Source organism: Thauera sp. (assembly GCF_047601425.1).
Taxonomy (GTDB): Bacteria; Pseudomonadota; Gammaproteobacteria; order Burkholderiales; family Rhodocyclaceae; genus Thauera.
The window spans coordinates 328,770-355,336 of sequence record NZ_JASGJL010000002.1; the positions used below are offsets into that span (position 1 = coordinate 328,770).

General features: G+C 67.9%; 28 protein-coding genes. 3 read left to right on the plus strand and 25 right to left on the minus strand.

Translation table 11 applies throughout. The annotated features are described in order from the left end of the window. Positions 1-40: 40 nt before the first annotated feature. Positions 41-1,144 carry an NAD(P)/FAD-dependent oxidoreductase gene (locus tag QM748_RS18070; protein WP_415248375.1) on the minus strand — a complete coding sequence of 368 codons (1,104 nt, stop codon included), beginning with the start codon at positions 1,142-1,144 and terminating at the stop codon, positions 41-43. Between the two features lie 107 nt (positions 1,145-1,251). Next, positions 1,252-1,656 (minus strand): YqaA family protein, encoded by a 405-nt coding sequence (locus QM748_RS18075; RefSeq protein ID WP_415248376.1) that lies wholly within the window; start codon positions 1,654-1,656, stop codon positions 1,252-1,254. Between the two features lie 113 nt (positions 1,657-1,769). Here QM748_RS18075 and QM748_RS18080 point away from each other — a divergent pair, with 113 nt between their 5' ends. Then, positions 1,770-2,123, plus strand: coding sequence for a PsiF family protein (locus tag QM748_RS18080; protein WP_415248377.1), 354 nt, complete (start codon positions 1,770-1,772; stop codon positions 2,121-2,123). A gap of 95 nt (positions 2,124-2,218) precedes the next feature. Here the strand turns inward: QM748_RS18080 and QM748_RS18085 are convergent, their stop codons facing one another. From QM748_RS18085 to QM748_RS18095, 3 genes are all read right to left on the minus strand, one after another. Further along, the gene (locus tag QM748_RS18085) at positions 2,219-3,085 is read right to left on the minus strand and encodes an FHA domain-containing protein (protein ID WP_415248378.1); all 867 of its coding nucleotides are present in this window, start codon (positions 3,083-3,085) and stop codon (positions 2,219-2,221) included. Between the two features lie 95 nt (positions 3,086-3,180). Next, on the minus strand, positions 3,181-4,122 hold the full coding sequence (gene ttcA, locus QM748_RS18090; RefSeq protein ID WP_415248379.1) for a tRNA 2-thiocytidine(32) synthetase TtcA: 942 nt from the start codon (positions 4,120-4,122) through the stop codon (positions 3,181-3,183). A 59-nt stretch (positions 4,123-4,181) separates the two neighbouring features. Further along, the gene (locus QM748_RS18095; RefSeq protein ID WP_415248380.1) at positions 4,182-4,967 is read right to left on the minus strand and encodes a pteridine reductase; all 786 of its coding nucleotides are present in this window, start codon (positions 4,965-4,967) and stop codon (positions 4,182-4,184) included. 102 nt (positions 4,968-5,069) lie between these two features. Between QM748_RS18095 and QM748_RS18100 the strand changes: the two genes are divergently transcribed. Next, positions 5,070-6,245, plus strand: a complete 1,176-nt coding sequence (locus QM748_RS18100) for a class I SAM-dependent methyltransferase (protein WP_415248381.1) — start codon at positions 5,070-5,072, stop codon at positions 6,243-6,245. Between the two features lie 24 nt (positions 6,246-6,269). Here QM748_RS18100 and QM748_RS18105 read toward each other — a convergent pair whose 3' ends face one another. The 5 genes from QM748_RS18105 to QM748_RS18125 form a co-directional block, all read right to left on the minus strand. Beyond that, the gene (locus QM748_RS18105; protein ID WP_415248382.1) at positions 6,270-7,073 is read right to left on the minus strand and encodes an alpha/beta hydrolase; all 804 of its coding nucleotides are present in this window, start codon (positions 7,071-7,073) and stop codon (positions 6,270-6,272) included. Positions 7,074-7,224: 151 nt separating this feature from the next. Then, the gene (locus QM748_RS18110) at positions 7,225-8,481 is read right to left on the minus strand and encodes a multifunctional CCA addition/repair protein (protein WP_415248383.1); all 1,257 of its coding nucleotides are present in this window, start codon (positions 8,479-8,481) and stop codon (positions 7,225-7,227) included. Beyond that, positions 8,481-9,125 (minus strand): glutathione S-transferase family protein, encoded by a 645-nt coding sequence (locus QM748_RS18115; RefSeq protein ID WP_415248384.1) that lies wholly within the window; start codon positions 9,123-9,125, stop codon positions 8,481-8,483. Before QM748_RS18115 ends, QM748_RS18110 begins: the two co-directional genes overlap by 1 nt. Before the next feature lie 50 nt (positions 9,126-9,175). Then, positions 9,176-10,132: a complex I NDUFA9 subunit family protein gene (locus tag QM748_RS18120; RefSeq protein WP_415248385.1), complete on the minus strand. Its 957-nt coding sequence runs from the start codon at positions 10,130-10,132 to the stop codon at positions 9,176-9,178. Between the two features lie 25 nt (positions 10,133-10,157). Continuing rightward, on the minus strand, positions 10,158-12,104 hold the full coding sequence (locus tag QM748_RS18125) for a transglycosylase SLT domain-containing protein (RefSeq protein WP_415248386.1): 1,947 nt from the start codon (positions 12,102-12,104) through the stop codon (positions 10,158-10,160). Between the two features lie 36 nt (positions 12,105-12,140). On the opposite strand from QM748_RS18125, the gene QM748_RS18130 reads away from it, so the two are divergent. Further along, positions 12,141-12,767, plus strand: a complete 627-nt coding sequence (locus QM748_RS18130; protein WP_415248387.1) for a 5-formyltetrahydrofolate cyclo-ligase — start codon at positions 12,141-12,143, stop codon at positions 12,765-12,767. Positions 12,768-12,776: 9 nt separating this feature from the next. On the opposite strand, the gene ilvA is transcribed toward QM748_RS18130, so the two are convergent. The 15 genes from ilvA to QM748_RS18205 form a co-directional block, all read right to left on the minus strand. After that, positions 12,777-14,297 carry a threonine ammonia-lyase, biosynthetic gene (ilvA, locus tag QM748_RS18135; RefSeq protein WP_415248388.1) on the minus strand — a complete coding sequence of 507 codons (1,521 nt, stop codon included), beginning with the start codon at positions 14,295-14,297 and terminating at the stop codon, positions 12,777-12,779. 105 nt (positions 14,298-14,402) lie between these two features. Then, positions 14,403-15,350 (minus strand): HPr(Ser) kinase/phosphatase, encoded by a 948-nt coding sequence (gene hprK, locus QM748_RS18140; protein WP_415248389.1) that lies wholly within the window; start codon positions 15,348-15,350, stop codon positions 14,403-14,405. Further along, positions 15,351-15,809 (minus strand): PTS IIA-like nitrogen regulatory protein PtsN, encoded by a 459-nt coding sequence (ptsN, locus tag QM748_RS18145; protein ID WP_415248390.1) that lies wholly within the window; start codon positions 15,807-15,809, stop codon positions 15,351-15,353. Positions 15,810-15,962: 153 nt separating this feature from the next. Continuing rightward, a complete protein-coding gene (hpf, locus tag QM748_RS18150) occupies positions 15,963-16,289 on the minus strand; it encodes a ribosome hibernation-promoting factor, HPF/YfiA family (protein WP_068636248.1) in 327 nt (108 codons plus the stop codon). Positions 16,290-16,306: 17 nt separating this feature from the next. Next, a complete protein-coding gene (locus QM748_RS18155; protein ID WP_415248391.1) occupies positions 16,307-17,767 on the minus strand; it encodes an RNA polymerase factor sigma-54 in 1,461 nt (486 codons plus the stop codon). Between the two features lie 7 nt (positions 17,768-17,774). After that, positions 17,775-18,497 (minus strand): LPS export ABC transporter ATP-binding protein, encoded by a 723-nt coding sequence (gene lptB / locus QM748_RS18160; protein WP_415248392.1) that lies wholly within the window; start codon positions 18,495-18,497, stop codon positions 17,775-17,777. Continuing rightward, complete coding sequence (gene recX / locus QM748_RS18165; protein ID WP_415248393.1) at positions 18,484-18,933, minus strand: recombination regulator RecX; 450 nt, start codon at positions 18,931-18,933, stop codon at positions 18,484-18,486. The genes lptB and recX overlap by 14 nt, the downstream gene beginning before the upstream one ends. A gap of 20 nt (positions 18,934-18,953) precedes the next feature. Next, entirely contained in the window at positions 18,954-19,997 is a 1,044-nt protein-coding gene (gene recA / locus QM748_RS18170) for a recombinase RecA (RefSeq protein WP_415248394.1), read from the minus strand. Positions 19,998-20,129: 132 nt separating this feature from the next. Further along, positions 20,130-20,627: a CinA family protein gene (locus QM748_RS18175; RefSeq protein ID WP_415248395.1), complete on the minus strand. Its 498-nt coding sequence runs from the start codon at positions 20,625-20,627 to the stop codon at positions 20,130-20,132. Between the two features lie 32 nt (positions 20,628-20,659). Then, complete coding sequence (locus tag QM748_RS18180) at positions 20,660-21,142, minus strand: phosphatidylglycerophosphatase A (protein ID WP_415248396.1); 483 nt, start codon at positions 21,140-21,142, stop codon at positions 20,660-20,662. Between the two features lie 61 nt (positions 21,143-21,203). Then, positions 21,204-22,193: a thiamine-phosphate kinase gene (thiL, locus tag QM748_RS18185; RefSeq protein WP_415248397.1), complete on the minus strand. Its 990-nt coding sequence runs from the start codon at positions 22,191-22,193 to the stop codon at positions 21,204-21,206. 90 nt (positions 22,194-22,283) lie between these two features. After that, complete coding sequence (ubiT, locus tag QM748_RS18190) at positions 22,284-22,817, minus strand: ubiquinone anaerobic biosynthesis accessory factor UbiT (RefSeq protein WP_415248398.1); 534 nt, start codon at positions 22,815-22,817, stop codon at positions 22,284-22,286. Positions 22,818-22,947: 130 nt separating this feature from the next. After that, positions 22,948-23,859 (minus strand): U32 family peptidase, encoded by a 912-nt coding sequence (locus QM748_RS18195; RefSeq protein WP_415248399.1) that lies wholly within the window; start codon positions 23,857-23,859, stop codon positions 22,948-22,950. Positions 23,860-23,873: 14 nt separating this feature from the next. Next, positions 23,874-24,890: a ubiquinone anaerobic biosynthesis protein UbiU gene (gene ubiU, locus QM748_RS18200; protein ID WP_415248692.1), complete on the minus strand. Its 1,017-nt coding sequence runs from the start codon at positions 24,888-24,890 to the stop codon at positions 23,874-23,876. 174 nt (positions 24,891-25,064) lie between these two features. Continuing rightward, the gene (locus tag QM748_RS18205; protein ID WP_415248400.1) at positions 25,065-26,492 is read right to left on the minus strand and encodes a sodium:solute symporter family protein; all 1,428 of its coding nucleotides are present in this window, start codon (positions 26,490-26,492) and stop codon (positions 25,065-25,067) included. Between the last annotated feature and the right edge of the window lie 75 nt (positions 26,493-26,567).

Genomic DNA, 26,567 nt, shown 5'->3' on the forward strand with positions numbered 1-26,567 from the left:
GGGCGGCAAGGAGCAGTTCTGGTCCGACGCGCCTCGGGGATCAACTGTTCACCAGTTTCGCCACATGAGCGCCAATCGCCAGCGAGGCGGTCAGCCCGGGCGATTCGATGCCGTACAGGTGGATCAGTCCGGCCACGCCGTGCCGTGCCGGGCCGTCGATGCGGAAATCCGCGTCCGCCTGGCCGGGGCCGACGATCTTGGGCCGCACGCCGGCGTAGCCAGGCTGCAGGCGCTCGGCGTCGAGCGCCGGCCACCAGTTGCGGATCGCCGTGGCGAAACGCGCGGTCCTGGATGGATCGACGTGATAGTCGGGGCGGTCGATCCACTCCACGTCAGGGCCGAATCTGGCCTGGCCGCTGAGGTCCAGGGTCAGATGCACGCCCAGTCCGCCCGGTTCTGGAATCGGATAGATCAGGCGCGAGAAGGGGGCCTTGCCGCTGTAGCTGAAATACACGCCGCGGGCGAAATGGGCTTCCGGCGCTTGTGTCGACGCCGCGCAGCGGATGGCGCGGCCGAGCGCCACCGCATCCAGGCCGGCCGAGTTGATCACCCATCGTGCGCGCAGCATCGTCGGAGCCTCGCCGCCGATTTCAAGCACGACGCCGTCGCCATCGGTGTTACCGCCGATCACCGGGCTGCCGAGCGCCAGCATCGTGCCGCGGCTTTCGGCATCGCCGAGCAGGGCCATCATCAGGCCGTGGCTGTCGACGATGCCGGTGGAGGGCGACAGCAGTGCGGCTTCAGCATCGAGTGCGGGTTCGAACTCGGCGATCTCGGCGCGGCCGAACAGGCGCAGGTTGTCCACGCCGTTCCGGTGTGCGCGGCCGGCGATCGCCTGCAGCGCATCGAGCTGGGCCTCGCGGCTGGCGACCACCAGCTTGCCGCAGCGGGCATGGGCTACCCCGCGCTGCGCGCAGTAGGCGTACAGGCGCTGCCGGCCTTCCACGCACAGCTGCGCTTTCAGCGAACCGGGCGGGTAATAGAGACCGGCGTGGATCACTTCGCTGTTGCGCGAGCTGATGCCGCTGCCGATGCAATGCTCGCGCTCCACGATCAGCACGTCGCGGCCGGCTGCGGCCAGTGCGCTGGCGCAGGCAAGGCCGATCACGCCGGCGCCGATCACCACGACATCCGCGGTCTCCATGTGGAGGGGCTCCTGTCCAGGGGAAGGGGCGCAGTATAGGCCAGGGCCCGTGACTCGACTCCAGCGCGCGACGCATGATCCGGTTCCGGTATGCGCGGTGTCCGCCCTCACGCCAGCAGCCAGGCGATCGCACCGTAGCGCAAACCCTTCCCCAGGGCCATCCAGGCCATGCAGGCGAGCCAGTTCAGGCGCAGCACGCCTGCCGCGGCGCACAGCGCATCGCCGATCAGCGGCACCCAGGACAGCAGCAGGATCAGGCTGCCGTGGCGGCGCACCAGTTCGAGCCGCGGCGGCAGCTCCTTGCGCGGCAGCAGGCGGCCGAGTGCGTACGTGCTCATGCCGCCCGCGGTGTTGCCGAGGGTCGCCAGCACGAGTGCGGGCAGGCTCAGGTCCGGCCGAAGGGCGACGAGGCCGGCGAACACCGCTTCCGAACCGCCGGGCAGCAGGGTGGCAGCGAGAAAGGCAGCAAGCGTCAGCGAGCCGAGCAGGGCGAGATCGGAGCCAAGGTCCATGATGAAGCCGGGTTCTGCGGCGATGATGACGTATGGATTAATTTAATTGACATATGAATATGCCGTCAGCAGAATCGGACTGCAGCCATGCTGCGTACACCAGAGGAGATTCGATGATGAAAAACACATTGCGTGCTCTTGTCGCCAGCCTTGCCGTCCTGATGCTGGCTCCTGCCGGCGCACTGGCCAATCCTCAGCATGACCGGATGAGGAACTGCAACGCCGAAGCCAAGGCGCAGGAACTGAAGGGCGATGAACGCAAGGCGTTCATGAGCACTTGCCTGAAGGGCAAGCACGTCGCCGCGGAGGCAGCTGCTTCGCCCGCGGCGGCCGAGCAGCCGGTTTCCCGGGCCGCGGCGCCGGCTGAGGGTGTTGACAAGAAGAAGGCCTGCAACCTGGCGGCGACCGAGCAGTCGCTGACCGGCGCCAAGCGCAAGGCTTTCATTGCCGAGTGCACCAAGGCCTGATGGGCTTTCATGCATGTGCCGCCGACTCGCCAATCGCGGGAAGGCGGCGCAATGCTTCGTGGGGGAAGCGTGATCGCGTGGCGGCGGGTACGGTCTCAGACGATGTCGAAGAACACCAGGTCACGCTCGATTTCATCGGCGGAGAAGCCGCAGCCGATGCGCCCCGGCCCTCGAAGCACCAGTCTGTCGTGACGTACGCGGCGTTCCTCGCCGCCTTCGATCGAGATGAACGTCCCGTTGGTGCTTTCGTCGATGAGGGTGAAACCGTCGCGCTGCCGTTCGATGCGCGCGTGCTGGCGCGATGCGCGCGGGTCCATGATCACGATGTCGTTGCCCAGTTCGCGGCCAAGCAGCAGCACGGGCCGCTGTTCCTCGACGAACACGACGTCCTGCTGGTGGCGCAGGCGCAGGCGCTGCGACAGCCGCGCGGTGGCCGGGATCGACGTCACCGTGCCCATGCGCTGGCCGATGGCGTAGATCGGCCAGTCCAGCGCCTGCAGGGCCTGGGTCTGCAGCGGATGGGCGCTTGCGGTATGGCGGGCGGCAGGCGTCAGCAGCAGCACCGCGGTGCTGCTGGCCAGCGCCTGTTCCGATTCTGCATGCCCGGCGATGCGCTGGGCAACGTCGATGCCTTCTCCCGATCCCTGCGACGGATCGACGATGCCGTAGTGCAGACCGATCCGTACCGGCTGGCGCAGCCCGTTCATGCTCGGCAGGCTCCTGATCCGGTCGAGCATGTCGCTTGCGGCAAGCACGCCGGTGTCGCTGCGCTCGAAGGCTGCGACGATCGAGCGGCCCTGCTGCTGCAGCATCTGGCCGCCGTGTGCTGCGATCGCGCGCTCGATGCGATTCAGGCAGCGTTCGGCCGCATGGCTGGCTTCCGTGCTGCCTAGGCGGGCGACGAAATTGTCGTCGGTGACCACATTGGCGGCGAGCACGCAGAGGTTCTTGCGGTCGGGCATGGCTTGGATGTCGTCTGGATACGGGGAGCGTGCGTGGCAGCATCCAATGATGTTGAAATGCGGCCCGTTGTGCAAGTCTTCGCCGGACTGCGGCTTCAGTCCCCGTCCTGCAGGCGCGCCACGATCTGGACGGCCTGCGGCGCCAGGCGCGGCAGTTCGGGCGGATCGAAGGCGGTGTCGCCTTCCTCCACTTCCGTCTGCTGCGTGAGTCCGGCGAAATCGAACAGGCGCTGATCGGCCAGATGCGAGGGCACGACGTTCTTCAGCGAGGTCGCCAGCGACTCGATGCGGCCGGGGAAGTCGCGCGCCCAGCCCTGCAGCATCGCCTTGATCTGCTTGCGCTGGGCGTTTTCCTGTGAGCCGCACAGGTTGCACGGGATGATGGGGAAATCCATCGCGCGGGCGAAGCGGGCGATCTCGGCTTCGGTGCAGTAGGCCAGCGGCCGGATCACGACATGGTTGCCGTCGTCGCTGACGAGCTTGGGCGGCATGGCCTTGATCTTGCCGCCGAAGAACATGTTCAGGAACAGCGTCTCGAGGATGTCGTCGCGATGGTGGCCAAGCGCGATGCGGGTGGCGCCGATCTCCTTTGCGGTGCGGTAGATGATGCCGCGGCGCAGGCGCGAGCACAGCGAGCAGGTGGTCTTGCCTTCCGGGATCTTGTCCTTGACGATGGAATAGGTGTCCTCGGTGACGATGCGGTACTCGACGCCGATCGACTCGAAATAGGCCGGCAGGATGTGGTCGGGGAAGCCGGGCTGCTTCTGGTCGAGGTTCATCGCGACGATGCGGAAGTCGACCGGCGCGCGTTCGCGCAGCGCCAGCAGGCAGGACAGCAGCGTGTAGGAATCCTTGCCGCCCGAGATGCACACCATCACGGTGTCGCCGTCGCCGATCATGCCGTAGTCGCCGATCGCTTCGCCGACGCTGCGCTCCAGCTTCTTCTTCAGGCGCAGGAAGGTGTTCGAATGGCGGGTTTCCGGCCCGGCATCGACGGCGGGGGCGAGGGGTTCAAGCGGGGCGATGGCTGCACTCACGGATCGGCTCGGTCGGCGAAAAAAGCGAAGAATTATACACTTGGCGCTGCTTCCCCGGCCTACAGATGGGCGCTGCGGCCGCCATCGACGGCGATGATCTGGCCGGTGATGTAGGGCGCATCGAAGATCAGGAAGCGCACCGTGCGGGCGATGTCCGCTGCCGAACCGATGCGTTTGAGCAGGGTGTGGTCGATGATGTGCTGGCGTTCGCCGGCAGAGAACTGGCCGTCTTCCGGCCATTCGATCGGCCCCGGCGCGATGCCGTTGACGCGGGCTTCCGGCGCCAGTTCGATCGCCAGCGCACGGGTCAGCCCGGCCAGTCCGGCCTTGGCCGCGCTGTACACCGGGTAGTGCGGCAAGGGCCGTTCGGCGTGGATGTCAACGATATTGACCACGGCGCCATGCCGGCGCCGGATTTCGGGCGCCAGCGCCTGCGACAGGAACAGCGGGCCCATCAGGTTCGAGCCGACCAGTTCGTCCCAGGCGGCGCGGTCGATGCTGCCGAGCGGAGTGGGGAAGAAGCTGGAGGCATTGTTCACCAGGCCGTCGATGCGGCCGAAGCAGGCGAGGGCGGCGGCGGCGACTTCGTCGGCAGTGCCGAAGCGGGCGAGATCGCCGCCGACGGTGGCGGCCGAGCAGGCGCGCCGTGTGTTCAGTTCCGTTGCCAGCTTGTCGGCCTCGCCGCCGCTGCTGCGGTAGTGGAGCACGACACGGGCGCCGGCGGCGTGCAACTGGCGGGCGATCTCTGCGCCCACGCGGCGGGCGGCGCCGGTGACGAGGACGACGGGCAGTGTGTCCGCTTCATGCGTATCGAGAGAGGGCCTGGCCGAATCGAAAGGCGTCATGTCAGGTATCCCTGGCGAAAGTGATGATCTGCACGGCGTGAGCATGGACGATCGGGCTTGCCGGTACAATCCCGCACTTCCGTTTCAATGCCTGCCGCGTCCATGTCTTCATTGCCCCAGCCCTCCGCCGATGCGCTCGACCAGAGCACCCGCCTGCTCCGGCTTGTCGAGGCCGACATCGATGGGGCCGGCGGCTGGCTGCCGTTCTCACGCTACATGGAGCGGGTGCTGTACGCACCGGGCCTGGGCTATTACAGCGGCGGTGCGCGAAAGTTCGGCCCCGGCGGCGATTTCATCACCGCGCCCGAACTCACGCCGCTGTTCGGCCAGGCGCTGGCCGCCCAGGTCGAACAGGTGATGCGGGTGAGCACGCCGCAGGTGATCGAAGTCGGCGCCGGCACTGGCCTGCTCGCCACCGACCTGCTGCTCGAACTGGAGCGCCGCGGCTGCCTGCCCGAGCACTACGGCATTCTCGAACTGTCGGGCGAGCTGCGCGAACGCCAGTTCGACACCCTGGCACAGAAGGCGCCGCACCTGGCTGCGCGGGTGCGCTGGCTGGATGAACTGCCCGAGCGCTTCAGCGGCGCGGTGGTGGCGAACGAAGTGCTGGACGTGATGCCGGTTCATCTGCTGGCCTCGCGTGCGGACGGCCTGTTCGAGCGCGGGGTGGGCCTTGCCGACGACGGCGCAGGCGGACGCCGCCTGTGCTGGGCCGACGTGCCGGCGACCGGCACGGTGCGCGAGGCGGCGCAGGCCCTGGATCTGCCCGCACCTGCCGGCGGCGAGTACGTGACCGAGCTCAACCTGGCAGGGGACGCCTGGGTGGCGTCCTGGGCCGAGCGCCTGGAGCGTGGCGCGATGCTGCTGATCGACTACGGCTACCCGCGCGCCGAGTACTACCTGCCTTCGCGTTCCGGCGGCACCTTGCTGTGTTACTACCGCCATCATGCCCACGGCGACCCCTTCCTGTGGCCGGGGCTGAACGACATCACGACCTTCGTCGATTTCACCGCGGTGGCGGAAGCGGGCTTCGCGGCGGGGCTGGACGTGCTGGGCTACACGTCCCAGGCCCACTTCCTGTTCAACTGCGGCGTGCTCGACTGCCTGGCGCGGCGCGGCCCGCAGGAAAGCGCCGACTACATCCGCGCCGCGCGGGCGGTGCAGCGGCTGACGGCGCCGCAGGAGATGGGCGAACTGTTCAAGGTGCTGGCGCTCGGCCGCGGCATGGCCGAACCGCTGCAGGGCTTCGCCCGCGGCGACCGGCTGCATACCTTGTAGGCGTGCAGCCGGCGGGCCGCCGCTTCAGCAGCGCTGGTCTTCGAGCCAGGCGGCAATGCGCTCGGCGACCTTTTCCCAGTCTTTCTCCAGCATCAGGCCGTGGCCCATGCCGGGGAAGATCTCCGCCTGGTGGCCGTAGGTCATGGCGGTCATCCGCACCTGGTCGGGCGGGATCAGGGCATCGTGCTCGGCGCCGAGGACCAGCATCGGCACCCTGCGCACCTGCATCGGGTTGGGCAGGTTGAACAGCGTCATGTCCCAGATCGCGCGGTGCGATTCGGGCTGGCACAGGGTGTAGTAGCGCTGCAGGTCGCGAGCGTCCACCGGCTGGTGGAACAGCGCTTCGCGCAGGCTGCGGATGTCGATGTCCTTGCCCGCCATGATGCGGTTGAGATCGCTCATCAGCGTGGGCCGCTGCATCATCAGGCCGAGCGCCGAACTCATCAGGCCCTGCGGCGGCACCGAGGACATCAGCACGGCTGCGGGGGCATCGTACCGCTCGAGGTATTTCTGCACCACCAGGCCGCCCATCGAATGGCCGACCAGCACCGGCGGCGCCGGCAGCGACGCAGCCACTTCGGCGACGTCGCGCACGTAGTCGTCGATGGAATAGGTGTCGAGATGTTCGCGTTGGCGGCTGTAGCCGTGGCCGGACAGCGACACCGCATAGGACGTCCAGCCGCGCGCGGCGAACCAGGGCTGGAAGTGCTCTTCCCAACACCAGGCCGAGACGTAGGCGCCGTGCACGAACAGCAGCGGGGTGGCGTGGACCGGGGTGGAGGGCGAGTGACAGAGGACTTCGAGGTCACCGAAGCGGCGAGTATTCATTTGGGGCTCCTGGGGAAGAGGGCTGCAGGCACGGTGCGGGGCCGCTCGTGCTCAGCGGAGAAGGGGCGTGTGCGTTTCTTGTTCTGGGGGCTCATCCGCTGTCGTGAGGGCGATTTTGCACGCAGCTTGCCACGGCGCCAAGCCGACTGGATCACGTTCGCGTGCTGCCTGCCGGATTCGGGCTGGCGGCAGGAGTGCGGAGGCCGAGTGCGCGCACTGCGTCGACCCGGGCGGCGTGGATGGCCTGGGGTATCCGCTCCTTGTTGGCGCAGCTGCGCGCGATCGCGCCGGCATCGAGCTTGCGTACCGCATCCAGCGCTGCCAGCCAGGCCGTGCGCGGCGCCCATTCGGGCCGCGGGCCGCCGCCGCGGCCGAAGTAATCGCAAGCCGCCGCATCGAGTGCGAGCGCGAAGCGTTCCGGCCGCCGCAGGGCGTCGCAGCGCTCCAGCACCTTGACCATGGTCTCGGGCCGCAGGATCGCCGCCTGGCCGAAGATGCCGTGTTCGCGCGCGACCATTTCGGCCAGGTCGCGGCAGTCGGCCGGTGCTTTCAGCCGCATCGACACTTCGCGTGCGCGCCGCGCGCTGGCCTGCTCGTGGCCGTAGTGGTGCGGCAGGATGCCGGCCGGCGTGTCGCCCTTGCCGAGATCGTGCAGCAGGCAGGCCCAGCGCACGGCGAGCGGCTGTGCCGTGGCGGCGGCATGGTCGATGACCATCATGACGTGCTCGCCAGTGTCGATTTCCGGGTGATGTTGAGCTGGTTGGGGTACGCCGAACAGCCTGTCCACTTCCGGCAGGATGTGGGCGAGGGCGCCGCAGTCGCGCAGGCTGCGGATCATGCGCGACGGCTTCTGTTCCATCAGGCCGCGGGCGAATTCCTGCCACACCCGCTCGGCGACGAGGTGGTCGACCTCGCCGGCCTCGACCATCCGGCGCATCAGCGCGAGGGTTTCCGGTGCGGTGTCGAAGTCGGCGAAGCGCGCGGCGAAGCGCGCCACCCGCAGGATGCGCAGCGGATCTTCGGCGAAGGCAGGCGAGACGTGGCGGAACACCCGGGCCTCGAGGTCGCGGATGCCGCCGTGGGGGTCGATCAGGCTGCCGTCCGCGTCGCGTGCGATGGCGTTGATCGTCAGGTCGCGGCGCAGCAGGTCTTCTTCGAGCGTGACGTCGGGCGATGCGTGGCAGACGAAGCCGCTATAACCCTTGCCCGACTTGCGCTCGGTACGGGCGAGCGCGTATTCCTCCTGGGTCTGCGGATGCAGGAAGACCGGGAAATCCTTGCCCACCGGGCGAAAGCCCCGGGCCAGCATGTCCTCGGGCGTGGCGCCGACCACCACCCAGTCATGGTCCGAGACCGGCAGCCCGAGCAGGGCGTCGCGCACCGCGCCGCCCACGACGTAGCATTGCATCAGCCGTACAGATCCTCGGACGGGATCGATTCGGTCTCGGCGCGCGCTGCGGCTGCCCAGTCCTGCATGTGCGGGTTGGCGAGCATGGTGGCGAGGTATTCGCCGGCGGCGCCGTCCGGCTGCACGCCATAGGTCTGGAAGCGGAAGCAGACCGGCGCGAAAGCGGCGTCGGCAAGGCTGAAGCGGCCGAACAGGTAGGGGCCGTCCTGGCCGAAGCGGGCGCGGCAGTCGTTCCAGATCGCGGTGATGCGGGCGATGTCGGCATCGACCTCCGGCGTGTGGCCGAAGCCGCGGTAATCCTTGCGGATGTTCATCGGCATCCTGCTGCGAAGGTTCTGGAAGCCGGAGTGCATTTCCGCGGTGACGGCGCGGGCGGTGGCTCGCGCGGCAGCGTCGGCAGGCAGCAGCGCGGGCTGCTTCTCGGCGAGGTATTCGCCGATCGCCAGCGAGTCCCATACCAGCAGGCCGTGATCGTTGAGGCAGGGTACCTTGCCCGAGGGCGAGTGCGCCAGGATGCGCTCGCGGCTGCCCGGGATGAACAGCGGGATGTCGATTTCCCCGAAGCTGAAGCCGCCTTCGCGCGCGGCGAGCCAGGCGCGCAGGGACCAGGACGAGTAGTTCTTGTTGCCGATGATGAGCTTCATGGCCGACTCCGGGTGATGATGATGGGCTTGTGGGTGGGGGCGCTCGCGCGTCAGCGGCGCGCGTGGCGACGGAAGGGATGGTAGCGCGAGCGGACGGTTTCATCGCCCAGCCAGCTCGGCACCAGGGCTTCGATGGCGGTCGGCTGCAGGCCGAAGGGCAGCGGAGGGCCATCGGTGACGTTGTCGACGCGCATCGAACGGACGTTGTCGCGGCTCATCGGCGGCTGGGGAGCGAGCTCCAGCAGCGCGGCCTGAAGCATCGCCAGGCTTTCCGGCAGCCCGATCACCGGGCGCGGCTTGCCGATCTGGGCGGAGACGTATTCGACGAGCTGGCGCAGGGTATAGACCCTGGGGCCGGCGACCTCGAAGATCTGGCCGGCTGCCGCCGGCGTGCATAGGCTGCGCCAGACGACTTCGGCGACGTCCTCGACCCAGACCGGCTGGAAGCGGGTATCGGCGCCGGCCAGCGGCAGCACCGGGAAGGTCGAGGCGAGGTTGGCGAACAGGTTCAGGAAGCGGTCGTCGCGGCCGAAGATCACCGAGGGCCGCAGGATGACCCAGTCGAGGTCGGCGCCGGTGCTGCGGATCGCCGCTTCGCCCGCGGCCTTGGAGCGCTGGTAGCCGGAGGGGCCGTCGGCGCTGGCGCCGAGCGCGCTGGTGTGCACCAGCCGGCGCACGCCGGTGTTGCGGCAGGCAGCGACGATCTTCTTCGGCAGCTCGACATGGGCCTGGGCGAAGTCCGCGCCGTAGGGCTCGCCGCCGCGCGAATGCAGGATGCCGACCAGGTTGACCACTGCGTCGGCGCCGGCAAGCAGGCGCTCCAGCGTGGCGGGGTCATGCACGTCGGCTTCGACGGCCTCGACCGTGGGCAGCAGCAGGACGTGGCCGGCGCGGCTGCGGCGGCGGGTGGGGACGATGACGCGGATGCCGGCTTCGACGAGGCGATTGGCGACGGCATGGCCGACGAAGCCGGTGCCACCGATGAGGACGACGCGTTTGATATTCATGGTTGGGACTCCGGAAAGACTCGGCTCATTCACTGGCCGGGCGCGGGCCGATCACGCCCAGCCGTGCTTTCAGCGACTGGGGCCGGTGTTCGAACATCGCACCGTAGATGACTGCATTGGCCATCACCTTCTTGACGTAGTCGCGCGTCTCGTTGAAGGGAATGGTCTCGACGTAGATGGCGCCTTCCAGCGGCTTGTCGTCGCGCCAGCGGCGCGCACGCCCCGGGCCGGCGTTGTAGCCGGCGCTGGCCAGCACCGGGTGATCGTCCAGGTCGTTCAGGATCAGACGCATGTAGCTGGTGCCGAGCAGCACGTTGGTGCTGGGGTCGTTCAGCAGGCGGGGATGGTAGCCGCGCAGGCCGATCTTGTTCGCCACCCATTTCCCGGTCGCCGGCATCACCTGCATCAGGCCCTGGGCGCCAGCGCTGGAGCGCGCCGGGACGACGAAGCGGCTTTCCTGCCGCATCAGGCCGTACACCCAGCCGAGGTCGAGTCCCTGCATGTGCACCTGCGGTTCGATCAGCTCGCGGTAGGGGGCCAGGAAGCGCAGCGCATAGTTTGCGCGCGGATTGGAGAGTTCGGCGCTGTTGATGGCGCGGTCGTAGAGCTCGTTGCGCAGCGCGAGATGTGCCGCAGCAAGACGGAAGGTTTCGTCGCGGCCGCGCAAGGCCCAGATCCACTCGCGGGTTGCTTCGGTGCGCAGATCGAGCCGGTACAGCGCGAGGGCGCGGCGCAGGGCGGGATCGTTCTCGGCCTCGTCGAGCGGGGGCACGGACGGCGGGTCTCCGGCCGAGGGAAGCGCAAAGGGCTGGCCGAGTTCCTCGGCGGCGAGCATGCCGTAGAAATGCGGTTCGGCGGCAATAGGGCTGAAGAGTGCCTCGGCGTCTTCGGCGCGGCCGGTCGCGGCATGCGCGCGACCGAGCCAGTAGGTCCATTCGGGCTGCTGGCGCTCGGATTCCGGCATGATTTCGATGGCCGTGCGCACGGCGGCCCAGTCTCCGGCGCGCAGCGCGGCGCGTACGCGCCAGGCGCGTTGTGACGGTGTCAGCTCGGCCTTGCCCGTGGCGCGGTAGAAGGCCATCGCTTCGGGCATCTGGTCGATGGCGGCATGCATGGCGATGACGGCCTGGATTTCGCCGCGCTCCTCGCCGCTGAGGCGGTCCTGCAGGCGCAGCAGGCGGGCATGGGCGAGGCGGGCGTCCTGCCAGGCGATGCGCGTCAGCGCGGCAAGGGCGAGTTCCCGGCCGGCGCGGGTGACGGCGAAATTGGCCGGCAGACGGTCGAGCCACGCGGCGGAAGAGCGCAAGGCCTGTTCGGCATCGGCGGCGGCCGGCGCGATGTCGGCAGGCAGCCAGCGCCAGCTCAGCAACGCATCGTCGGGCTTGCGTGTGTCGGCCTGGCGGCGGGCACGGCGCCAGACCTCGTCGTCATCGACCCTGCCGGTGGCGTGAGTGGCGCTCAGCACGGTGTCGCAGGCCGCCGGAGCATTGTCCAGGGAGCGCCATTCCTGCGCGGCTTCGTCGAGCGCGCTGGTGTCGCCGGTCATCAGGCGGGCGGTCCAGGCCGTGCAGCGCATTTCGCTGTCAGGGTTCTGCAGGTCCGGATAGAGCGCCGAGAAGCCTGTCCAGTCACCATCCGCAGCCAGGCGGCGCAGCCAGTCGGCACGCAGGCGTTCGGCCAGCACGGTGCCGGTTTCCTGCCGCAGGAAAGCCTCGAGCTCCTGCACCGGGGGAGGCTGTTCGGGGCGTGCCAGCACATTGACGAAACGCCAGTAGCGGACATATGGGTCCAGCACGTGCGGGCCGGATTCGGACGCGAGCATGTCGAGCGTGTCGCGGTCCCCCTTGCGCACCGCCTCGCGAGCAGCGACGATGCGCTCGTCGCCGAACGTCGGCGGCACCTGGGCCTGCGCCGTCGCCGACAGCAACATCCCGGCCGCACAGAGTGCGACCCTCATCAAGCCCGTTTTCATACTTCCCCTGCTGTTCATTGCAAGCACCATACCACAGTGACGAAGCCTGTTTCCGACCCCGCCGATGACATCGAGAAGCGTCGCAAATTCCTGCGCCGGCACGCACTCCAGGCCCGCGAGGCGCTGGACGAGGCGCAGCGGCAACGACTCACCGCGCGCCTGACGGCACATCTCGATGGCGTGATCGGTGAAGTGGCGCCCCGTGTGCTGGCCTTCTGCTGGCCGTTCCGTGCCGAGCCCGATCTGAGGGCCTGGGTCCAGGACTGGCTGATGCGGGATGCGCAGCGGACGGCGGCCTTGCCGGTGGTCGTGGCGGCCGGCACGGCGATGCATTTCCGCCGCTGGACGCCGGGGGCCGATATGGCGCCCGATCGCCACGGCATCCCGTACCCGGTGGTGCCGGAGGAGGTGGTGCCAGAGGCCGTGATCGTGCCGCTGAACGCCTTCGATGCCGCCGGTTATCGCCTGGGCTACGGCGGCGGTTACTTCGACCGCACGCTGGCGCAGATGGACGCCGTCGCCATCGGCGTCGGTTTCGAACTGGGCCGCGTCCCCAGCGTGCTGCCGCAGCCGCACGACCTGCCGATGGACTGGATCGTCACGGAGAGTGGCGCGGTGCATACCGGGGCAGCACGCACTGGCACGGCCCCGGCTGTGCGCTGAAGCCCGCCGTCAGCCGGCGAGGAACAGCCGGTAGGCGGGATTGTGTGTCGCCGCTTCGTATTCGTAGCCGAGCTGCTGCAGAAAGTCCTCGAACGCCTGGGTGTCTTCCGGCGGCACCTGCATGCCGACCAGCACGCGGCCGAAATCCGAGCCGTGGTTGCGGTAGTGGAACAGCGAGATGTTCCAGTCCGAATGCAGCCGCGAGAGGAAGTTCACCAGCGCGCCGGGCCGTTCGGGGAAAACGAAGCGGTAGACGACTTCGTTCTCGGCCTGCGGCGAGCGGCCGCCGACCATGTAGCGGGCATGGGTCTTGGCCAGTTCGTCGTCGGTCAGATCGATCGCCGGCTGTTCGTGGCGCTCGAGCATTTCCACCAGGCGGCTGGCTTCGTTGCGGTTGTGCACCGTGACGCCGACGAAGATGTGGGCATGTTCGGCGTCGGCGTAGCGGTAGTTGAACTCGGTGATGTTGCGGTTGCCCAGCAGCTTGATGAACTTGAGGAAGGCGCCCGGTTTTTCGGGGATCGTCACTGCCAGCACGGCCTCGCGCTGTTCGCCGAGTTCGGCGCGTTCGGCGACGAAGCGCAGGCGGTCGAAGTTCATGTTGGCGCCGGAGGCGACGGCCACCAGGTTCTTGTCGCGCAGCTTGTGGCGCTTGATGTATTCCTTGGCGCCGGCGATGGCAAGCGCACCCGAGGGTTCGAGAATCGAGCGGGTGTCCTCGAACACGTCCTTGATCGCCGCGCAGATGGCGTCGTTGTCGACCAGGATCATCTCGTCCACGTACTGCTGGCACAGGCGGAAGGTTTCGACGCCGACCTGCTTGACCGCGGTGCCGTCGGCGAACAGGCCGACCTGGTCCAGGGCGATCCGCTTGCCGCTGGCGAGCGATTGCGTCATCGCGTCGGCGTCCAGCGTCTCGACGCCGATGATCTTCGTCTCCGGCCGCACCCGTTTGACGTATGCCGCGACGCCGGCGAGCAGGCCGCCGCCGCCGACCGCACAGAAGATGGCGTGGATGGGCTTGGCATGAGCGCGCAGGATTTCCATGCCGATCGTGCCCTGGCCGGCGATGACGTCCGGGTCGTCGTAGGGATGGACGAAAGTCAGTTTCTCGCTCTTTTCCAGTTCCAGCGCATGGGCATAGGCGTCCGAATAGGATTCTCCGACGAGCACGACTTCGCCGCCGCGCGCCTTGACCGCGTCAACCTTGATCTGGGGCGTGGTGCTCGGCATCACGATCACTGCGCGTACGCCGAGCCGCGAGGCCGACAGCGCGACACCCTGGGCATGATTGCCGGCCGAAGCGCAGATCACGCCGCGTTTCATGGCTTGCGGTGACAACCGCGCCATCTTGTTGTAGGCGCCGCGGATCTTGAAGCTGAACACCGGCTGCATGTCCTCGCGCTTGAGGTGGATGCGGTTGTGCACGCGCGCGGACAGGTTGGCGGCGAGATCGAGCGGCGTCTCGACGGCGACATCGTAGACGTGGGCGTTCAGGACGCGCTCGAGGTAATCCGTGGGGGTGCTCATCGAAGGCTCGCGGGGCAGCAAAGCCGCCGAGGGTATCAGCCGATGCGGCACTGCGGCAATAGCGCTGCCATTGGCCTGCTCGGAGGATGGAAGGTCAGCAAAGGGTCAGGCCGCGCCGTCGCCGTCGGTGCTGCTCATCGCCCGCATCTGGCGGTCGATGAATTCCTGCATCGCATCGATGCCGCGCAGTTGCAGGATGGTCGAGCGCACCGCGGCCTCGAGCAGCACCGCGAGGTTGCGGCCCGCGGCCACGGGCAGCACCACGCGGGCGATCTTGACGCCGAGGATGTCCTTCACTTCCTGCTGCACCGGCAGCCGGCTCGGGTCGCCGTCCCCGGGCTGGCGGCGTTCGAGGTGGCAGACCAGGCGCAGGCGCATCTTCCGGCGGCAGGCGGTCTCGCCGAAGATGGTGCGGATGTTGAGAATGCCGAGGCCGCGGACTTCGATGAAATCCTGCAGCATCGGCGGGCAGCGGCCTTCCAGCACGGTGGGGGCGATGCGTGAAAACTCGACGACGTCATCCGCCACCAGGCCGTGGCCGCGAGAGATCAGTTCGAGGGCGAGTTCGGACTTCCCCGCGCCGGAATCGCCGGTGATCAGCACGCCGACGCTGAGCACGTCCATGAAGACGCCGTGCAGCGAGACTTTCTCCGCCAGTTCGCGCGACAGGTAGAGTCGCAACTGGTCGATGACGCTGGCCGATGGCTGGGGCGTGGTGAACAACGCGACGTCGTGGGCTTCGCAGACGCCGCGGATGATAGGGGACACCGCGCAGCCGTCGGCGACGATGATCGCCGGCGGCTGGCAGGACAGGATCTCGTTGAGGTGGTGGGTGACCTTGTCGGTGGTCTGGCGCTGGGCCCAGGCCAGCTCGGCGGCGCCGACGATCTGCAGCCGGGTGGGGTGGATCAGGTTCAGGTGGCCGACGAGATCGGCCGGCCAGATCCGCTCTTCGGCCATCGCCAGCACGGCATCCAGCCGCCCGCTGACGTGGCTGAGCTGAAGGAGCTCCCGCTCAGCCTCGAACAGCCGTGCGACGCTGGTCTGCCTCATTCATCGGCGCCCCAGGTTCACGAACAGCTTGTGGATGTGCGCGGCGTCGGGGGCGTCCAGCAGGGCTTCGCGGAATTCGCGGTCGCTGAACATCTGCGCCAGTTCGGACAGCAGCTGAAGATGGGTTTCGTTGGCCTGCTCGGGCACCAGCAGCACGAACAGCAGGTTGACCGGCTTGCCGTCGGGCGAATCGAACTGCACCGGCGCCGCCAGGCGGAGAAAGGCGCCTGCGGCGTCCTTGAGTCCCTTGATGCGGCCGTGGGGAATCGCAATACCCTGGCCGAGGCCGGTGGAGCCGAGCCGTTCGCGGGCGAACAGGCTCTCGAACACCAGGCTCTGGGCGATGCCCTGGTTGTTTTCGAACAGCAGGCCCGCTTGTTCGAAGACGCGCTTCTTGCTGCTGGCGTCGAGATCGACCACCACGTTCGACAGTGGCAGGAGTTGGGATATCAGGCTCATTCGCTATGGAGCTCGCGCAGCGCCGTTACCGTTGGCGCCACGCTGGGCGACGGGGGTTGGACCGGGGTGCGTTGAAGCCGCGTCTTGAAAACGCGCGCATTATAACCACACCCCGGACATAAAACCGCAATGGCGGCCCAGCGCAATGGCGGCTCAGGCTTCCGGCGGTGCCTGGTGCTTCAGGGCTTCGTGGTTGTGGTCGGCCATTTTCTGCTTGTACTTCTGGACCTGGCGATCGAGCTTGTCGGCCATGGCGTCGATGGCGGCGTACAGGTCGGTGTCTTCGCTCTCGACGAAGATGTCCTTGCCGCGCACGTGCAGCGTGACTTCGGCCTTCTGCTGCAGCTTTTCGACGGAGAGGATCACCGCCACGCTGGTGACGTTGTCGAAGTGGCGGATGACGCGGTCGAGCTTGGCGCCGACGTAGTCGCGAATGGCCGGCGTGACTTCGACGTGGCGTCCGGTGATGTTGAGATTCATGCTAACTCCTGTTGTTGTCAGATCGATTTGCGCAAACTGACCGGCGGGATATTGAGTGATTCGCGGTATTTCGCGATGGTGCGACGTGCGACCACGATACCCTGCTGGCCGAGAACTTCTGCGATTCGTGCGTCGGACAGGGGTTTCTTCCTGTCCTCTGCATCCACCAGCTGGCGGATCAGTGCGCGAATTGCCGTTGAGGAAGCTGCTCCGCCGGTGTCGGTGGAAACGTGGCTGCCAAAGAAATATTTGAGTTCGAATACGCCACGCGGCGTTGCCATGTACTTCTGCGTCGTGACACGCGATACGGTGGATTCGTGCAGCTCGAGCTGGTCTGCGATCTCCCGGAGTGTCAGTGGCCTCATCGCCACGTCTCCATGATCGAAGAACTGTCTTTGCTGGTCAACGATGGCCTGGGAGACCCGCAGGATGGTGTCGAAGCGCTGCTGCACGTTCTTGATCAGCCAGCGCGCCTCCTGCAGCTGGCCGCTGAGCCCGCCGCCCTGTCCCTTGTTCTGCTGCAGCAGGCTGGCATACAGGCGGTTGACGCGCAGGCGCGGCATGGCCTCCTGGTTCAGGCTGACGGTCCAGCGGCCGCGGACCTTGCGCACGATGACGTCGGGCAGCACGTAGCGCGTTTCGGAAGCCGAATGGCGCAGCCCCGGGTGCGGGTCCAGGCTGCAGATCAGGGCGTGGGCGGCGCGCAGTTCGTCGTCGTTGCAGCCGGTCAGCTTCTTCAGGCGGACGAAATTGCGTTCGGCCAGCAGCTCGAGGTGTGCATCGACGATCTCGAGCGCCAGCATCTGGATCGAGCTTTCGGGCATCGCGCGCAGCTGCAGTGCCAGGCATTCCTGCGGGGTACGGGCGCCGACGCCTGCCGGATCGAGGTTCTGCACGTGGCGCAGGGCGATCGACAGATCGTCGAGATCGAGTTCGAGCTCGGGCGGCAGCAGCTCGAGCAGCTCCTCCAGCGGCTGGTACAGGTAGCCGTCGTCGTCGAGCGCCTCGATGATGAAGCGCACCAGCGCGCGGTCGAGATCGTTCAGCGGCGACAGCGCGACCTGCTCGTCGAGGTGTTCGCGCAGCGACAGCTCGGCAGCCTGGATTTCCTGGAAATCGACGTCGTCGTCATCGTCGCGCTTGGCCGATGCGCCGGTGCCGACGTTCGACCAGTCGATGCCTTCGTCGCCGCCCTCGCGTTCGGAAGCGCCGCCGGCGTCGCCATCGGCACCTGTATCGCTGTTCGTTTCGCGCTGCTGCTCGCGTTCGCGCTCGGCTGGAGAGGTGCTGGTGGCCGGCTCGGGCCTGGGAGGCGGTTCGTCGAATTCCTCGCGCTCCAGCATCGGATTCTCGTGCAGGAAGCGCTCGATCTCCTGGTTCAGCTCGATCGTCGACAGCTGCAGCAGCTTGATCGACTGCTGCAGTTGCGGCGTCAGCGTGAGGTGCTGGGAGAGCTTGAGCTGGAGACTGGGTTTCATCGTGTACTCAGAGGCGGAAGTGCTCGCCGAGGTAGACCTGGCGGACTTTTTCGTTGGCGATGATTTCGTCCGGCTCGCCGCTTGCAAGCACGCGGCCTTCGCTGATGATGTAGGCGCGGTCGCAGATGCCGAGCGTCTCGCGGACGTTGTGGTCGGTGATCAGCACGCCGATGCCGCGCTCCTTGAGGAAGCGGATGATCTTCTGGATGTCGATCACCGCGATCGGATCGACGCCGGCGAACGGCTCGTCGAGCAGGATCAGGCGCGGGTCGGTGGCCAGCGCGCGGGCGATCTCGCAGCGGCGGCGCTCGCCGCCCGACAGCGAGATGGCGGTGTTGTCGCGCAGATGGCCGATGCCGAGCTCTTCCAGCAACTCCTGCAGGCGATCGTCCACCTGGCGGCTTTCGAGGCCCTGGAGTTCGAGCACGGCGCGGATGTTCTCGGCCACGGTGAGCTTGCGGAACACGCTCATTTCCTGCGGCAGGTAGGACAGGCCCAGCCGCGCGCGGGCGTGGATCGGCAGATGGGTCAGATCCTCGCCGTCGAGGCCGATCTGGCCGCCGTCGGCGCGTACCAGGCCGACGATCATGTAGAAGCAGGTGGTCTTGCCCGCGCCGTTGGGGCCGAGCAGGCCGACGACTTCTCCCGAACCGACTTCGAAGCCGACGTCATGCACCACGGTGCGCGCCTTGTAGCGCTTTTGCAGGCCGGCGACCTTAAGCAGACTCATCGTAGGGCTCTTTCAGCAGCTTGCGGATCAGGTCGGGTGCGAAGCCGCGGGTTTGCAGGAAGCGCGCCTGCCGCGCCCATTCGCGGGCATCGGCGGGAGGCGCGGTGAAGCGGCCGTGCAGCACGCTGCGTGCGCGCTCTGATTCGGATTCTGCACATTCGCTGGAGATTGCCTCGTCGACCAGGTCACGGTCGAGGCCACGCCGGGCCATTTCGCTGCGCAGGCGGCTGGCGCCGAAGCGCGCCGCCTTGCTGCGCACGAAAGCCTGGGCGAAACGCTCGTCGGACTGCAGGCCGAGTTCCCCCATGCGTTCGATCACCGCCTGGATCTCGTCCTCGTCGCCGTGGGCTGCGAGCTTCTTCGCCAGTTCGGCGCGTGAATGGTCGCGGCGGGCGAGGTGGCGCAGGGCGCGTTCGCGCAGGCTCGGTTCGGGCATGGCAGCCAGCGGCGCTCCGGTCAGGCCTCGTCCGCCGCCGGTGCGGCCGGCGCAGCGCCGACCGACGCCATTTCGGGCAGACTGACGGCGGCGCGGACCTTGTTCTCGATCTCGCGCGCCAGTGCAGGGTTGGTGCGCAGGAACTCGCGCGAGTTGTCCTTGCCCTGGCCGATCTTGTCGCCGTTGTAGGAATACCAGGCACCGGATTTGTCGACGATCTTGTGCAGCACGCCGAGATCGATGATCTCGCCTTCGCGCGAGATGCCCTCGCCGTACAGGATGTCGAAATGCGCTTCCTTGAACGGCGGCGAGACCTTGTTCTTGACGACCTTGACGCGGGTCTCCGAGCCGACCACTTCGTCGCCCTTCTTGATCGTGCCGGTGCGGCGGATGTCCATGCGCACCGAGGCGTAGAACTTCAGCGCGTTGCCGCCGGTGGTGGTCTCGGGGCTGCCGAACATGACGCCGATCTTCATGCGGATCTGGTTGATGAAGATGACCAGCGTATTGGTGCGCTTGATGTTGGCGGTCAGTTTGCGCAGCGCCTGCGACATCAGGCGGGCCTGCAGGCCGGGCAGCTGGTCGCCCATCTCGCCTTCGATTTCGGCCTTGGGCGTCAGCGCGGCGACCGAGTCGACGACGACGATGTCAACGCCGCCCGAGCGCACCAGCATGTCGGCGATCTCGAGCGCCTGTTCGCCGGTGTCCGGCTGCGAGATCAGCAGATCCTCGATGTCGACGCCGAGCTTTTCGGCATAGCCGACGTCGAGCGCGTGCTCGGCGTCGATGAAGGCGGCGGTGCCGCCGAGCTTCTGCATTTCGGCGATGACCTGCAGCGTCAGCGTGGTCTTGCCGGAAGATTCAGGACCGTAGATCTCGACCACGCGGCCGCGCGGCAGGCCGCCGAGGCCAAGCGCGATGTCGAGGCCGAGCGAGCCGGTGGAGACGGTCTGGATGTCGCGCTCGACATTGCCGTCGCCCATGCGCATGATCGATCCCTTGCCGAACTGCTTTTCGATCTGCGAGAGCGCGGCGGCGAGTGCCTTGGCCTTGTTGTCGTCCATGGAAACCTTTCCTAGTGATGGGCTGATTATGGCACAGAGCTTGCAGGGATTTACGACGATGAGCTGTCGCAGCCTTGAACAAGGTCTCTGACAACCACAGCTTAGCAGCTGTATTTATATACAGCAAACATGTCAGGCAATATCTGCGCCAGCCAGTTCGATCAGCGTATGCAGCGCGTGGATGACGGTCTGGCGCCGTACGGCCTCGCGGTCGCCGGCCAGCTGCAGCGTCCGCACCAGGGTGGCGCCGCCGCGCCGCGCCCAGGCCACGCACACCATGCCGACGGGTTTTGCCGGCGTACCGCCGGTCGGACCGGCGACGCCGGAAACGGCGATCGCGACGTCTGCCGTACTGTGGGCCAGTGCGCCTTCCGCCATTTCGATGACGGTCGCTTCGCTGACGGCGCCGTGCGTTTCGAGCGTCGAACTGCGAACCCCCAGCATGTCGCTCTTGGCTGCGTTGGAGTAGGTGACGAAGCCGCGGTCGAACCAGGCGGAGCTGCCGCTGGTGGCCGTGACGGCCGCCGCGATCCAGCCGCCGGTGCAGGATTCGGCCGTGGCCAGCTGCCAGCGGCGTGCGTTCAGCGCGGCGCCCGCTGCGGCCGACAGCTGGTCGAGTTCAGTATCCATCGTCTTGCTCCCGTCGAATGGCGTCGCGCACATCATATGCCAAACAGATTGACCAGGATGGCCAGCACGAGCAGGGCATAGCCGGCGGCGATGATGTCGTCGAACATCACGCCGAAGCCGCCCTTGAAGCTGCGGTCGGCCCAGCGCACCGGCGGCGGCTTGACGATGTCGAAGAAGCGGAACAGCGCCACCGCGACCGCCTGCCAGCCCAGCGTCGCGGGCGTGAATGCCAGCACCAGCCAGATCGCCACCATTTCGTCCCAGACGATGCCGCCGTGATCCGGGACGCCGAGTGCGCGGCCGGTGCGTTCGGCGGCAAGCACGCCGACGATGAACAGGCTGACGAGAAAGGCCAGGAAGACGAATTCCGACAGCGGTGCGCTGAGCAGCGGATACAGCGCCCAGCCCAGCAGCGTGCCGGCCGTGCCCGGCGCCCACGGCGACAGGCCCGAGCCGAAGCCGAGCGAGATGAAGTGGGCGGGGTGGCTCATCATCAGTTTCAGCGTGGGGCGCATCGGCTCGCTCCGGAAGATGGGGTGTGCGGAAGGCGGGGGATCATGGCTGGGACGGCGGCGCTCATGCGAAATGATCGTAGCCGCTCGGGCGCAGGAGCTGCTCCCGGCCGTCGGCCGTGTGCAACAGGCATTCGCCCGGCTGGCTGGTGATCCGGCCGATGCGGTGCAGCGGCAGCGCGAGCCGGTGCGACAGCGCCTCGATGCGCGCGCGCGCGGCGGCGGGGGCGGTGAACAGCAGTTCGTAATCGTCGCCGCCTGCCAGCAGGCAGGCGCGGGCCTTTTCCGCGGGGGCGCCGGTCGCAAGCAATTCCGCCAGCGGCAATGCGCCGTCATCGATGGTGGCGCCGGCGCGTGATTGCGCGAGGATGTGGGCCAGATCGCCGAGCAGGCCGTCGGAAACGTCGAGCATCGCGCTGGCGAGCCCGCGCAGGGCCAGCCCCAGCGCCACGCGCGGCTGCGGGCGCTGCAGGGCGGCAACGCAGCGCTGGCGGCCGGGGTCATCCAGTACCGACTCGTCGCGCAATGCAGCGAGGCCGAGGGCGGCCAGACCGGGCTGGCCGGACACCCACAGTTCGTCGCCGGCGCATGCGCCGGCACGGGTGATCGCGTCGCCTGCCGGCACTTCGCCGATGATCGTGACCGCCAGATTCAGCGGCCCGCGCGTGGTGTCGCCGCCGGCCAGATCGACGCCAAACGTATCGGCGCAGGCGAAGAAGCCGCGCGCGAAGGCGGAGAGCCAGCCTTCGTCGGCGGTCGGCAAGGCCAGCGCGAGGAAGGCCCAGCGCGGCTCCGCGCCCATCGCCGCGAGATCCGAGACGTTGACCGCCAGCGTCTTCCAGCCGAGGTCGTGCGGATCGGTGTCGGCGAAGAAGTGGGTGCCGGACACCAGCATGTCGGTCGATATGGCCAGCTGCATGCCCGGCCGCGCACGCAGCAGCGCCGCGTCGTCGCCGCCGGCGAGATCGGTGTGGCGCGTGGCGCGGCTGAAGTGCCGCCGGATCAGGTCGAATTCGGAGGCGGCAGGCGGAGCGGAAGCGGTCGGGCGGGGCATGGCGCGGACGCGGCAGCGAAGCGGGGGCGCAAGCTTAACGCAGATGCCGCCGCCCCGCCTGCCAGCTCGCCTGCCGTGCCCGTCGGTATCTCAGCCGCCGAGGCCCAGATTCGCTTTCAGCGCGTCCCAATCGACCGCATCGAGGGTGTTCTTGACCAGCAGGCCCAGCTCGGTGTCGCCCTCCATGCGCAGGCGGCGGCTGAAGAACAGCGTGTCGGGGTCTTCCTCGCGCAGGGCCAGGGCGATGAAATCGCGGGTGGTGGCGGAGATGATCAGATCGGGCTTGCTCTCGGCGGATGCCGGCACGGCGTGGCGGAAGCCCTCGTCGCCCAGCGTGAAGTCGAGCCTGAGGCCGGCGTCGAGCACGCGCATCTGCAGGTGGCGGCCGCTCAGCGGCGCCAGGGTGTCGCGCGGCAGGATGCGGTCGAGCGCAAGGTTCAGCGCCAGCGTCAGTGCCAGGGTGGGCGGCTGCTGCGGCAGGCGGCCGGCCAGCTTCGCCAGTGGCGCCGGCACGGTGAAGTCCGGCACGCGGAAGCGCTCGATGCGTTCGCCGATACGGCGGCGCAGGCTGCCGGGCAGCAGCACGGATGGCGGCGGGAATGGCAGGGAAGGCAGGGCGGGCATGTTCGGGCTCCGGATGGGACGGAAGGGCGAAACGGGAATGGCGTCAGGCGAGCGAGGCGGTTTCCGCTTGCGCGGGAGCAGCGGGCTGGGTGAGGTCATTCCTTGGCGAGAAGGCGGCCATCGGAAGGGTTCAGGCCGTCACGTACTGCTCGGCGCCGGCGCGGCCGTGCCAGAAGCCGTTGCACGGGGCTTCCACCATCAGTTCGCGGCTGGCGGCAAGCGCGGCGGCCGGTGCCTGCGCGTCGTCGAGGGTGGCGCGGAACAGTTCGACGACTCGGCCGGTGTCGGCGCCCTGCGGGCTGATGCGCAGCAGCTCGGCGTTCTGACGTACCGCCGGCAGGTCGCCGAGCAGGTTGTGCACGCGGGCCGACTGGGTCTGCACGCCGTTCAGGACCAGGAAGGGTTCGCCTTCGCGCGTGCGCAGCGTGATGCCGTCCATGACGGACAGGCAGCGGAACTCGCAGGTGTCCTTCTGCAGGTTGAAGTGGCGGGCGGTGAAGCAGCGCGCCGAATGCGCCAGCGGCAGGCGGCCGTAGGCGAAGACTTCGGTCTCGATCGGTGCGGCGAGCGCCGCGCGCACGGCGGCGAGCGCCTCGCCCGACATCTCGGGTGCCATCGCCCAGCGCGTGGCGCCGGCGTCGATCATCATCTGCAGCGTCGCCGGGTTGAAAATGTTCAGCGTCGGGCCGGCGACCCAGCCGCTGGCGCCGGCTTCGCCGAGCAGGCGCACCGCGCCCATGTCGTTGGCCTCGACGCGGAAGCCGGGCCGGCCTTCGGCGCGCTGGCGGACGATGCGGCGCAGCACCTTGAGGTCGGATTCGGATTCGATCAGGCCCTGGGTGCTGATCACCACTTCCTTGCCGGCGGCGCTCAGCATCTCGCCGACTTCGAGCCAGTCGTCGAGGCGCAGTTCGTGGCGGCGCGAGCAGACCGTTTCGCCGAGATAGACGCTGTTGACCGGGCTGTCGGCGATGCCGGCATAGAAGTCGAGCACGCTCTGGCGCGGCCAGTAGTAGAGCAGGGGACCGAGGGCGAGTTTCATGTGGCGGGTTCCCATCATTTCCACGGACGGTAGTAGGCGCCGAGCGTGTGGCTCTGGCCTTCGGATACCTTGTTGAGTTCGGCCATCCAGCCCGGCAGCACGCTGAAGGTCTCGGCGCCGCCGGCGGCGAGCCTGTCGAGCGCGGCGCGCCACACCTGGGTGACCTGGGCGACGTAGGCCGGGCTGCGCTGGCGGCCTTCGATCTTGACCGCGCGGATGCCGATGCGCGCCAGCTCGGGCAGCAGTTCCAGAGTGTTGAGGCTGGTCGGCTCCTCGAGCGCGTAATAGGTCTCGTCGTTGACCTCGAAGCGGCCCTTGCACAGCGTCGGGTAGCCGGCGCGCTCGCCGTCGGCGAAGCGGTCGATCAGGATGCCGTTGAGGCGGGTTTCCATGCCTTTCGGCGTGTCTTCCCAGCGCACGTGCTTGCCGGGCGAGCAGGCGCCGTTGCAGTTGGGCGATTCGCCGGTGGCGTAGGCCGACAGCGCGCAGCGGCCTTCGACCATCACGCACAGGCCGCCGAAGCCGAAGACCTCGATCTCCACCGGGGTGTTGGCAACCACGTGGGCGACCTGGGGCAGCGACAGCACGCGCGGCAGCACCGCGCGGCGGATGCCGAAGCGCTCGTGGTACCAGTTCACCGCTTCGTAGCTGGTCGCCGAACCCTGCACCGACAGATGCAGGCGCAGCTGCGGATGCGTGCGCGTGGCGTAGTCCATCAGGCCGGGGTCGGCCAGGATGAGGGCGTTGACGCCGAATTCGGCGGCGCGGTCGATCGCCTGCGTCCAGCTCGGCCAGTTGCCGGCCTGCGGGTAGGTGTTGAGCGCCAGCAGCACCTTGCGGCCGCGGGCGTGGGCATAGGCGATGCCCTCGCGCATCTGCGGCGGGTCGAAGTTCAGGCCGGTGAAGTTGCGGGCGTTGGTCGCGTCCTTGAAGCCGAGATAGACGCAGTCGGCACCGTGGTCGACGGCGGTCTTGAGGGCCGGCAGGCTGCCGGCGGGGCAGACGAGCTCGATCGGGGCAGGCACGATGATGGTGTCCGGAACGGTAAAAACTGCGCCACCTTAGACGAGGGGGGCTGGCCGTTCGTTGATAACCATCAAAGCCAGGCGCCGGGAGGGCTGGCGCGGCGGGCCGCACCTCGCCGGCCACACCTGACCGGCCGTGCTTGAGCAACTGTGCTTGCCGGCGCTGCCGGCGGATTCCACTCAGTGCGTTACGCGGTGGGCACCGGGTGCCGGGTGCGAACCGAGATAGCCGCCGATCAGCATGCCGAAGGCGCTGGCGAACAGGCCGTAGAGCTGCGGTTCGATGTCGCCTTCGGCGACGAAGATCTCGCACAGGATCCAGGTGCCCAGGCCGAAGCCGATCGCCAGCGCCGCCCCCAGATTGTTGGCCCGCTTCCAGAACAGGCCGGCGGCCAGCGGCACGAAGGCGCCGGCCAGGGTCACGCGGTAGGCGTTTTCGACCATGTGATGGATGGAGCTTTCGGTGCTGGTGGCATACCAGGTCACCAGCGCGGTGAACACGGTGATGGTGATGCGGGTGCTCCACAGGAACTGGCGGTCCTTCATGTCCGGGATGAAGCCGCGCAGCACGTTCTCGGTGAAGGTCACCGAGGGCGCCAGCAGCGTGCCCGAGGCCGTGCTCATGATCACCGACAGCAGCGCGCCGAAGAAGATCACCTGGGCGTAGAAGGGCATGTATTGCAGCACTAGGGTCGGCAAAATGAGCTGGGAATCCTGCTCCATCAGGCGCTCGACCATCGCCGGGTCGATGATGTTGGCGGTGTAGGCCAGGAACAGCGGCACCGCGGCGAAGAAGAAGTAGCCGACGCCGCCGAGCGTGGTGGCCCAGACCGCGACGAACTCGTTCTTCGACGAGTTGACGCGCTGGAACACGTCCTGCTGGGGGATCGAGCCCAGCGCCATGGTGACGAAGGCGGCGATCCAGCCGATGATGTCGAGCAGGTCCAGCGTAGGCAGGAAGTCGAGCTTGCCTTCGGCGGCGGCCTTCGATACCACGACCTCGAAGCCGCCCGCCATGTCGCCGGCGAGATACGTGACGTAGAGCAGGCCGAGCACGATGATGATCATCTGCACGAAAGTGGTCACCGCTACCGACCACATGCCGCCGAACAGGGTGTAGAGCAGGACCACCGAGGCGCCGATCAGCATGCCCTGGTTCATCGAGATCACGTCTGCCGACAGTACGTTGAACACCAGGCCCAGCGCCGTGACTTGTGCCGCGACCCAGCCCAGGTAGGACAGCACGATGCAGATCGACAGCACCAGCTCGGTCGCGCGGTTGTAGCGCATGCGGAAGAAGTCGCCCAGCGTCAGCAGGTTGAGCCGGTACAGCGGGCGGGCGAAGACGAGGCCGAACAGCACCAGGCATACCGAGGCGCCGAGCGGATCGGAGATCAGGCCGCGAAAGCCTTCCTCGAGAAAGGTGGCCGAGATGCCGAGCACCGTTTCGGCGCCGAACCAGGTCGCGAACACCATGGCCAGCACCATCAACATCGGCAGATTGCGGCCGGCACTGACGTAGTCCTGGGTGTTGTGCACCCGGGTGGCGGCGACGAGTCCGATCACGATGGACACGACCAGATAGGCGGCAACGAGCCAGAGCATCATGTTGGGTGACTCCAGGCAGCGGGGTAAGGAGGCCAGGGGAAAGGGGCTGCGACGGCAAAACCGGCCGATTCTAGC

Bases quoted from the DNA above. Each gene is read 5' to 3' on its own strand.
- QM748_RS18070 (WP_415248375.1), bottom strand. From the start codon at position 1,144: ATGGAGACCGCGGATGTCGTGGTGATCGGCGCCGGCGTGATCGGCCTT.
- QM748_RS18075 (WP_415248376.1), bottom strand. From the start codon at position 1,656: ATGGACCTTGGCTCCGATCTCGCCCTGCTCGGCTCGCTGACGCTTGCT.
- QM748_RS18080 (WP_415248377.1), top strand. From the start codon at position 1,770: ATGATGAAAAACACATTGCGTGCTCTTGTCGCCAGCCTTGCCGTCCTG.
- QM748_RS18085 (WP_415248378.1), bottom strand. From the start codon at position 3,085: ATGCCCGACCGCAAGAACCTCTGCGTGCTCGCCGCCAATGTGGTCACC.
- QM748_RS18095 (WP_415248380.1), bottom strand. From the start codon at position 4,967: ATGACGCCTTTCGATTCGGCCAGGCCCTCTCTCGATACGCATGAAGCG.
- QM748_RS18100 (WP_415248381.1), top strand. From the start codon at position 5,070: ATGTCTTCATTGCCCCAGCCCTCCGCCGATGCGCTCGACCAGAGCACC.
- QM748_RS18105 (WP_415248382.1), bottom strand. From the start codon at position 7,073: ATGAATACTCGCCGCTTCGGTGACCTCGAAGTCCTCTGTCACTCGCCC.
- QM748_RS18110 (WP_415248383.1), bottom strand. From the start codon at position 8,481: ATGCAATGCTACGTCGTGGGCGGCGCGGTGCGCGACGCCCTGCTCGGG.
- QM748_RS18115 (WP_415248384.1), bottom strand. From the start codon at position 9,125: ATGAAGCTCATCATCGGCAACAAGAACTACTCGTCCTGGTCCCTGCGC.
- QM748_RS18120 (WP_415248385.1), bottom strand. From the start codon at position 10,132: ATGAATATCAAACGCGTCGTCCTCATCGGTGGCACCGGCTTCGTCGGC.
- QM748_RS18125 (WP_415248386.1), bottom strand. From the start codon at position 12,104: ATGAAAACGGGCTTGATGAGGGTCGCACTCTGTGCGGCCGGGATGTTG.
- ilvA (WP_415248388.1), bottom strand. From the start codon at position 14,297: ATGAGCACCCCCACGGATTACCTCGAGCGCGTCCTGAACGCCCACGTC.
- hprK (WP_415248389.1), bottom strand. From the start codon at position 15,350: ATGAGGCAGACCAGCGTCGCACGGCTGTTCGAGGCTGAGCGGGAGCTC.
- ptsN (WP_415248390.1), bottom strand. From the start codon at position 15,809: ATGAGCCTGATATCCCAACTCCTGCCACTGTCGAACGTGGTGGTCGAT.
- hpf (WP_068636248.1), bottom strand. From the start codon at position 16,289: ATGAATCTCAACATCACCGGACGCCACGTCGAAGTCACGCCGGCCATT.
- QM748_RS18155 (WP_415248391.1), bottom strand. From the start codon at position 17,767: ATGAAACCCAGTCTCCAGCTCAAGCTCTCCCAGCACCTCACGCTGACG.
- lptB (WP_415248392.1), bottom strand. From the start codon at position 18,497: ATGAGTCTGCTTAAGGTCGCCGGCCTGCAAAAGCGCTACAAGGCGCGC.
- recX (WP_415248393.1), bottom strand. From the start codon at position 18,933: ATGCCCGAACCGAGCCTGCGCGAACGCGCCCTGCGCCACCTCGCCCGC.
- recA (WP_415248394.1), bottom strand. From the start codon at position 19,997: ATGGACGACAACAAGGCCAAGGCACTCGCCGCCGCGCTCTCGCAGATC.
- QM748_RS18175 (WP_415248395.1), bottom strand. From the start codon at position 20,627: ATGGATACTGAACTCGACCAGCTGTCGGCCGCAGCGGGCGCCGCGCTG.
- QM748_RS18180 (WP_415248396.1), bottom strand. From the start codon at position 21,142: ATGCGCCCCACGCTGAAACTGATGATGAGCCACCCCGCCCACTTCATC.
- thiL (WP_415248397.1), bottom strand. From the start codon at position 22,193: ATGCCCCGCCCGACCGCTTCCGCTCCGCCTGCCGCCTCCGAATTCGAC.
- ubiT (WP_415248398.1), bottom strand. From the start codon at position 22,817: ATGCCCGCCCTGCCTTCCCTGCCATTCCCGCCGCCATCCGTGCTGCTG.
- QM748_RS18195 (WP_415248399.1), bottom strand. From the start codon at position 23,859: ATGAAACTCGCCCTCGGTCCCCTGCTCTACTACTGGCCGCGCCAGAGC.
- QM748_RS18205 (WP_415248400.1), bottom strand. From the start codon at position 26,492: ATGATGCTCTGGCTCGTTGCCGCCTATCTGGTCGTGTCCATCGTGATC.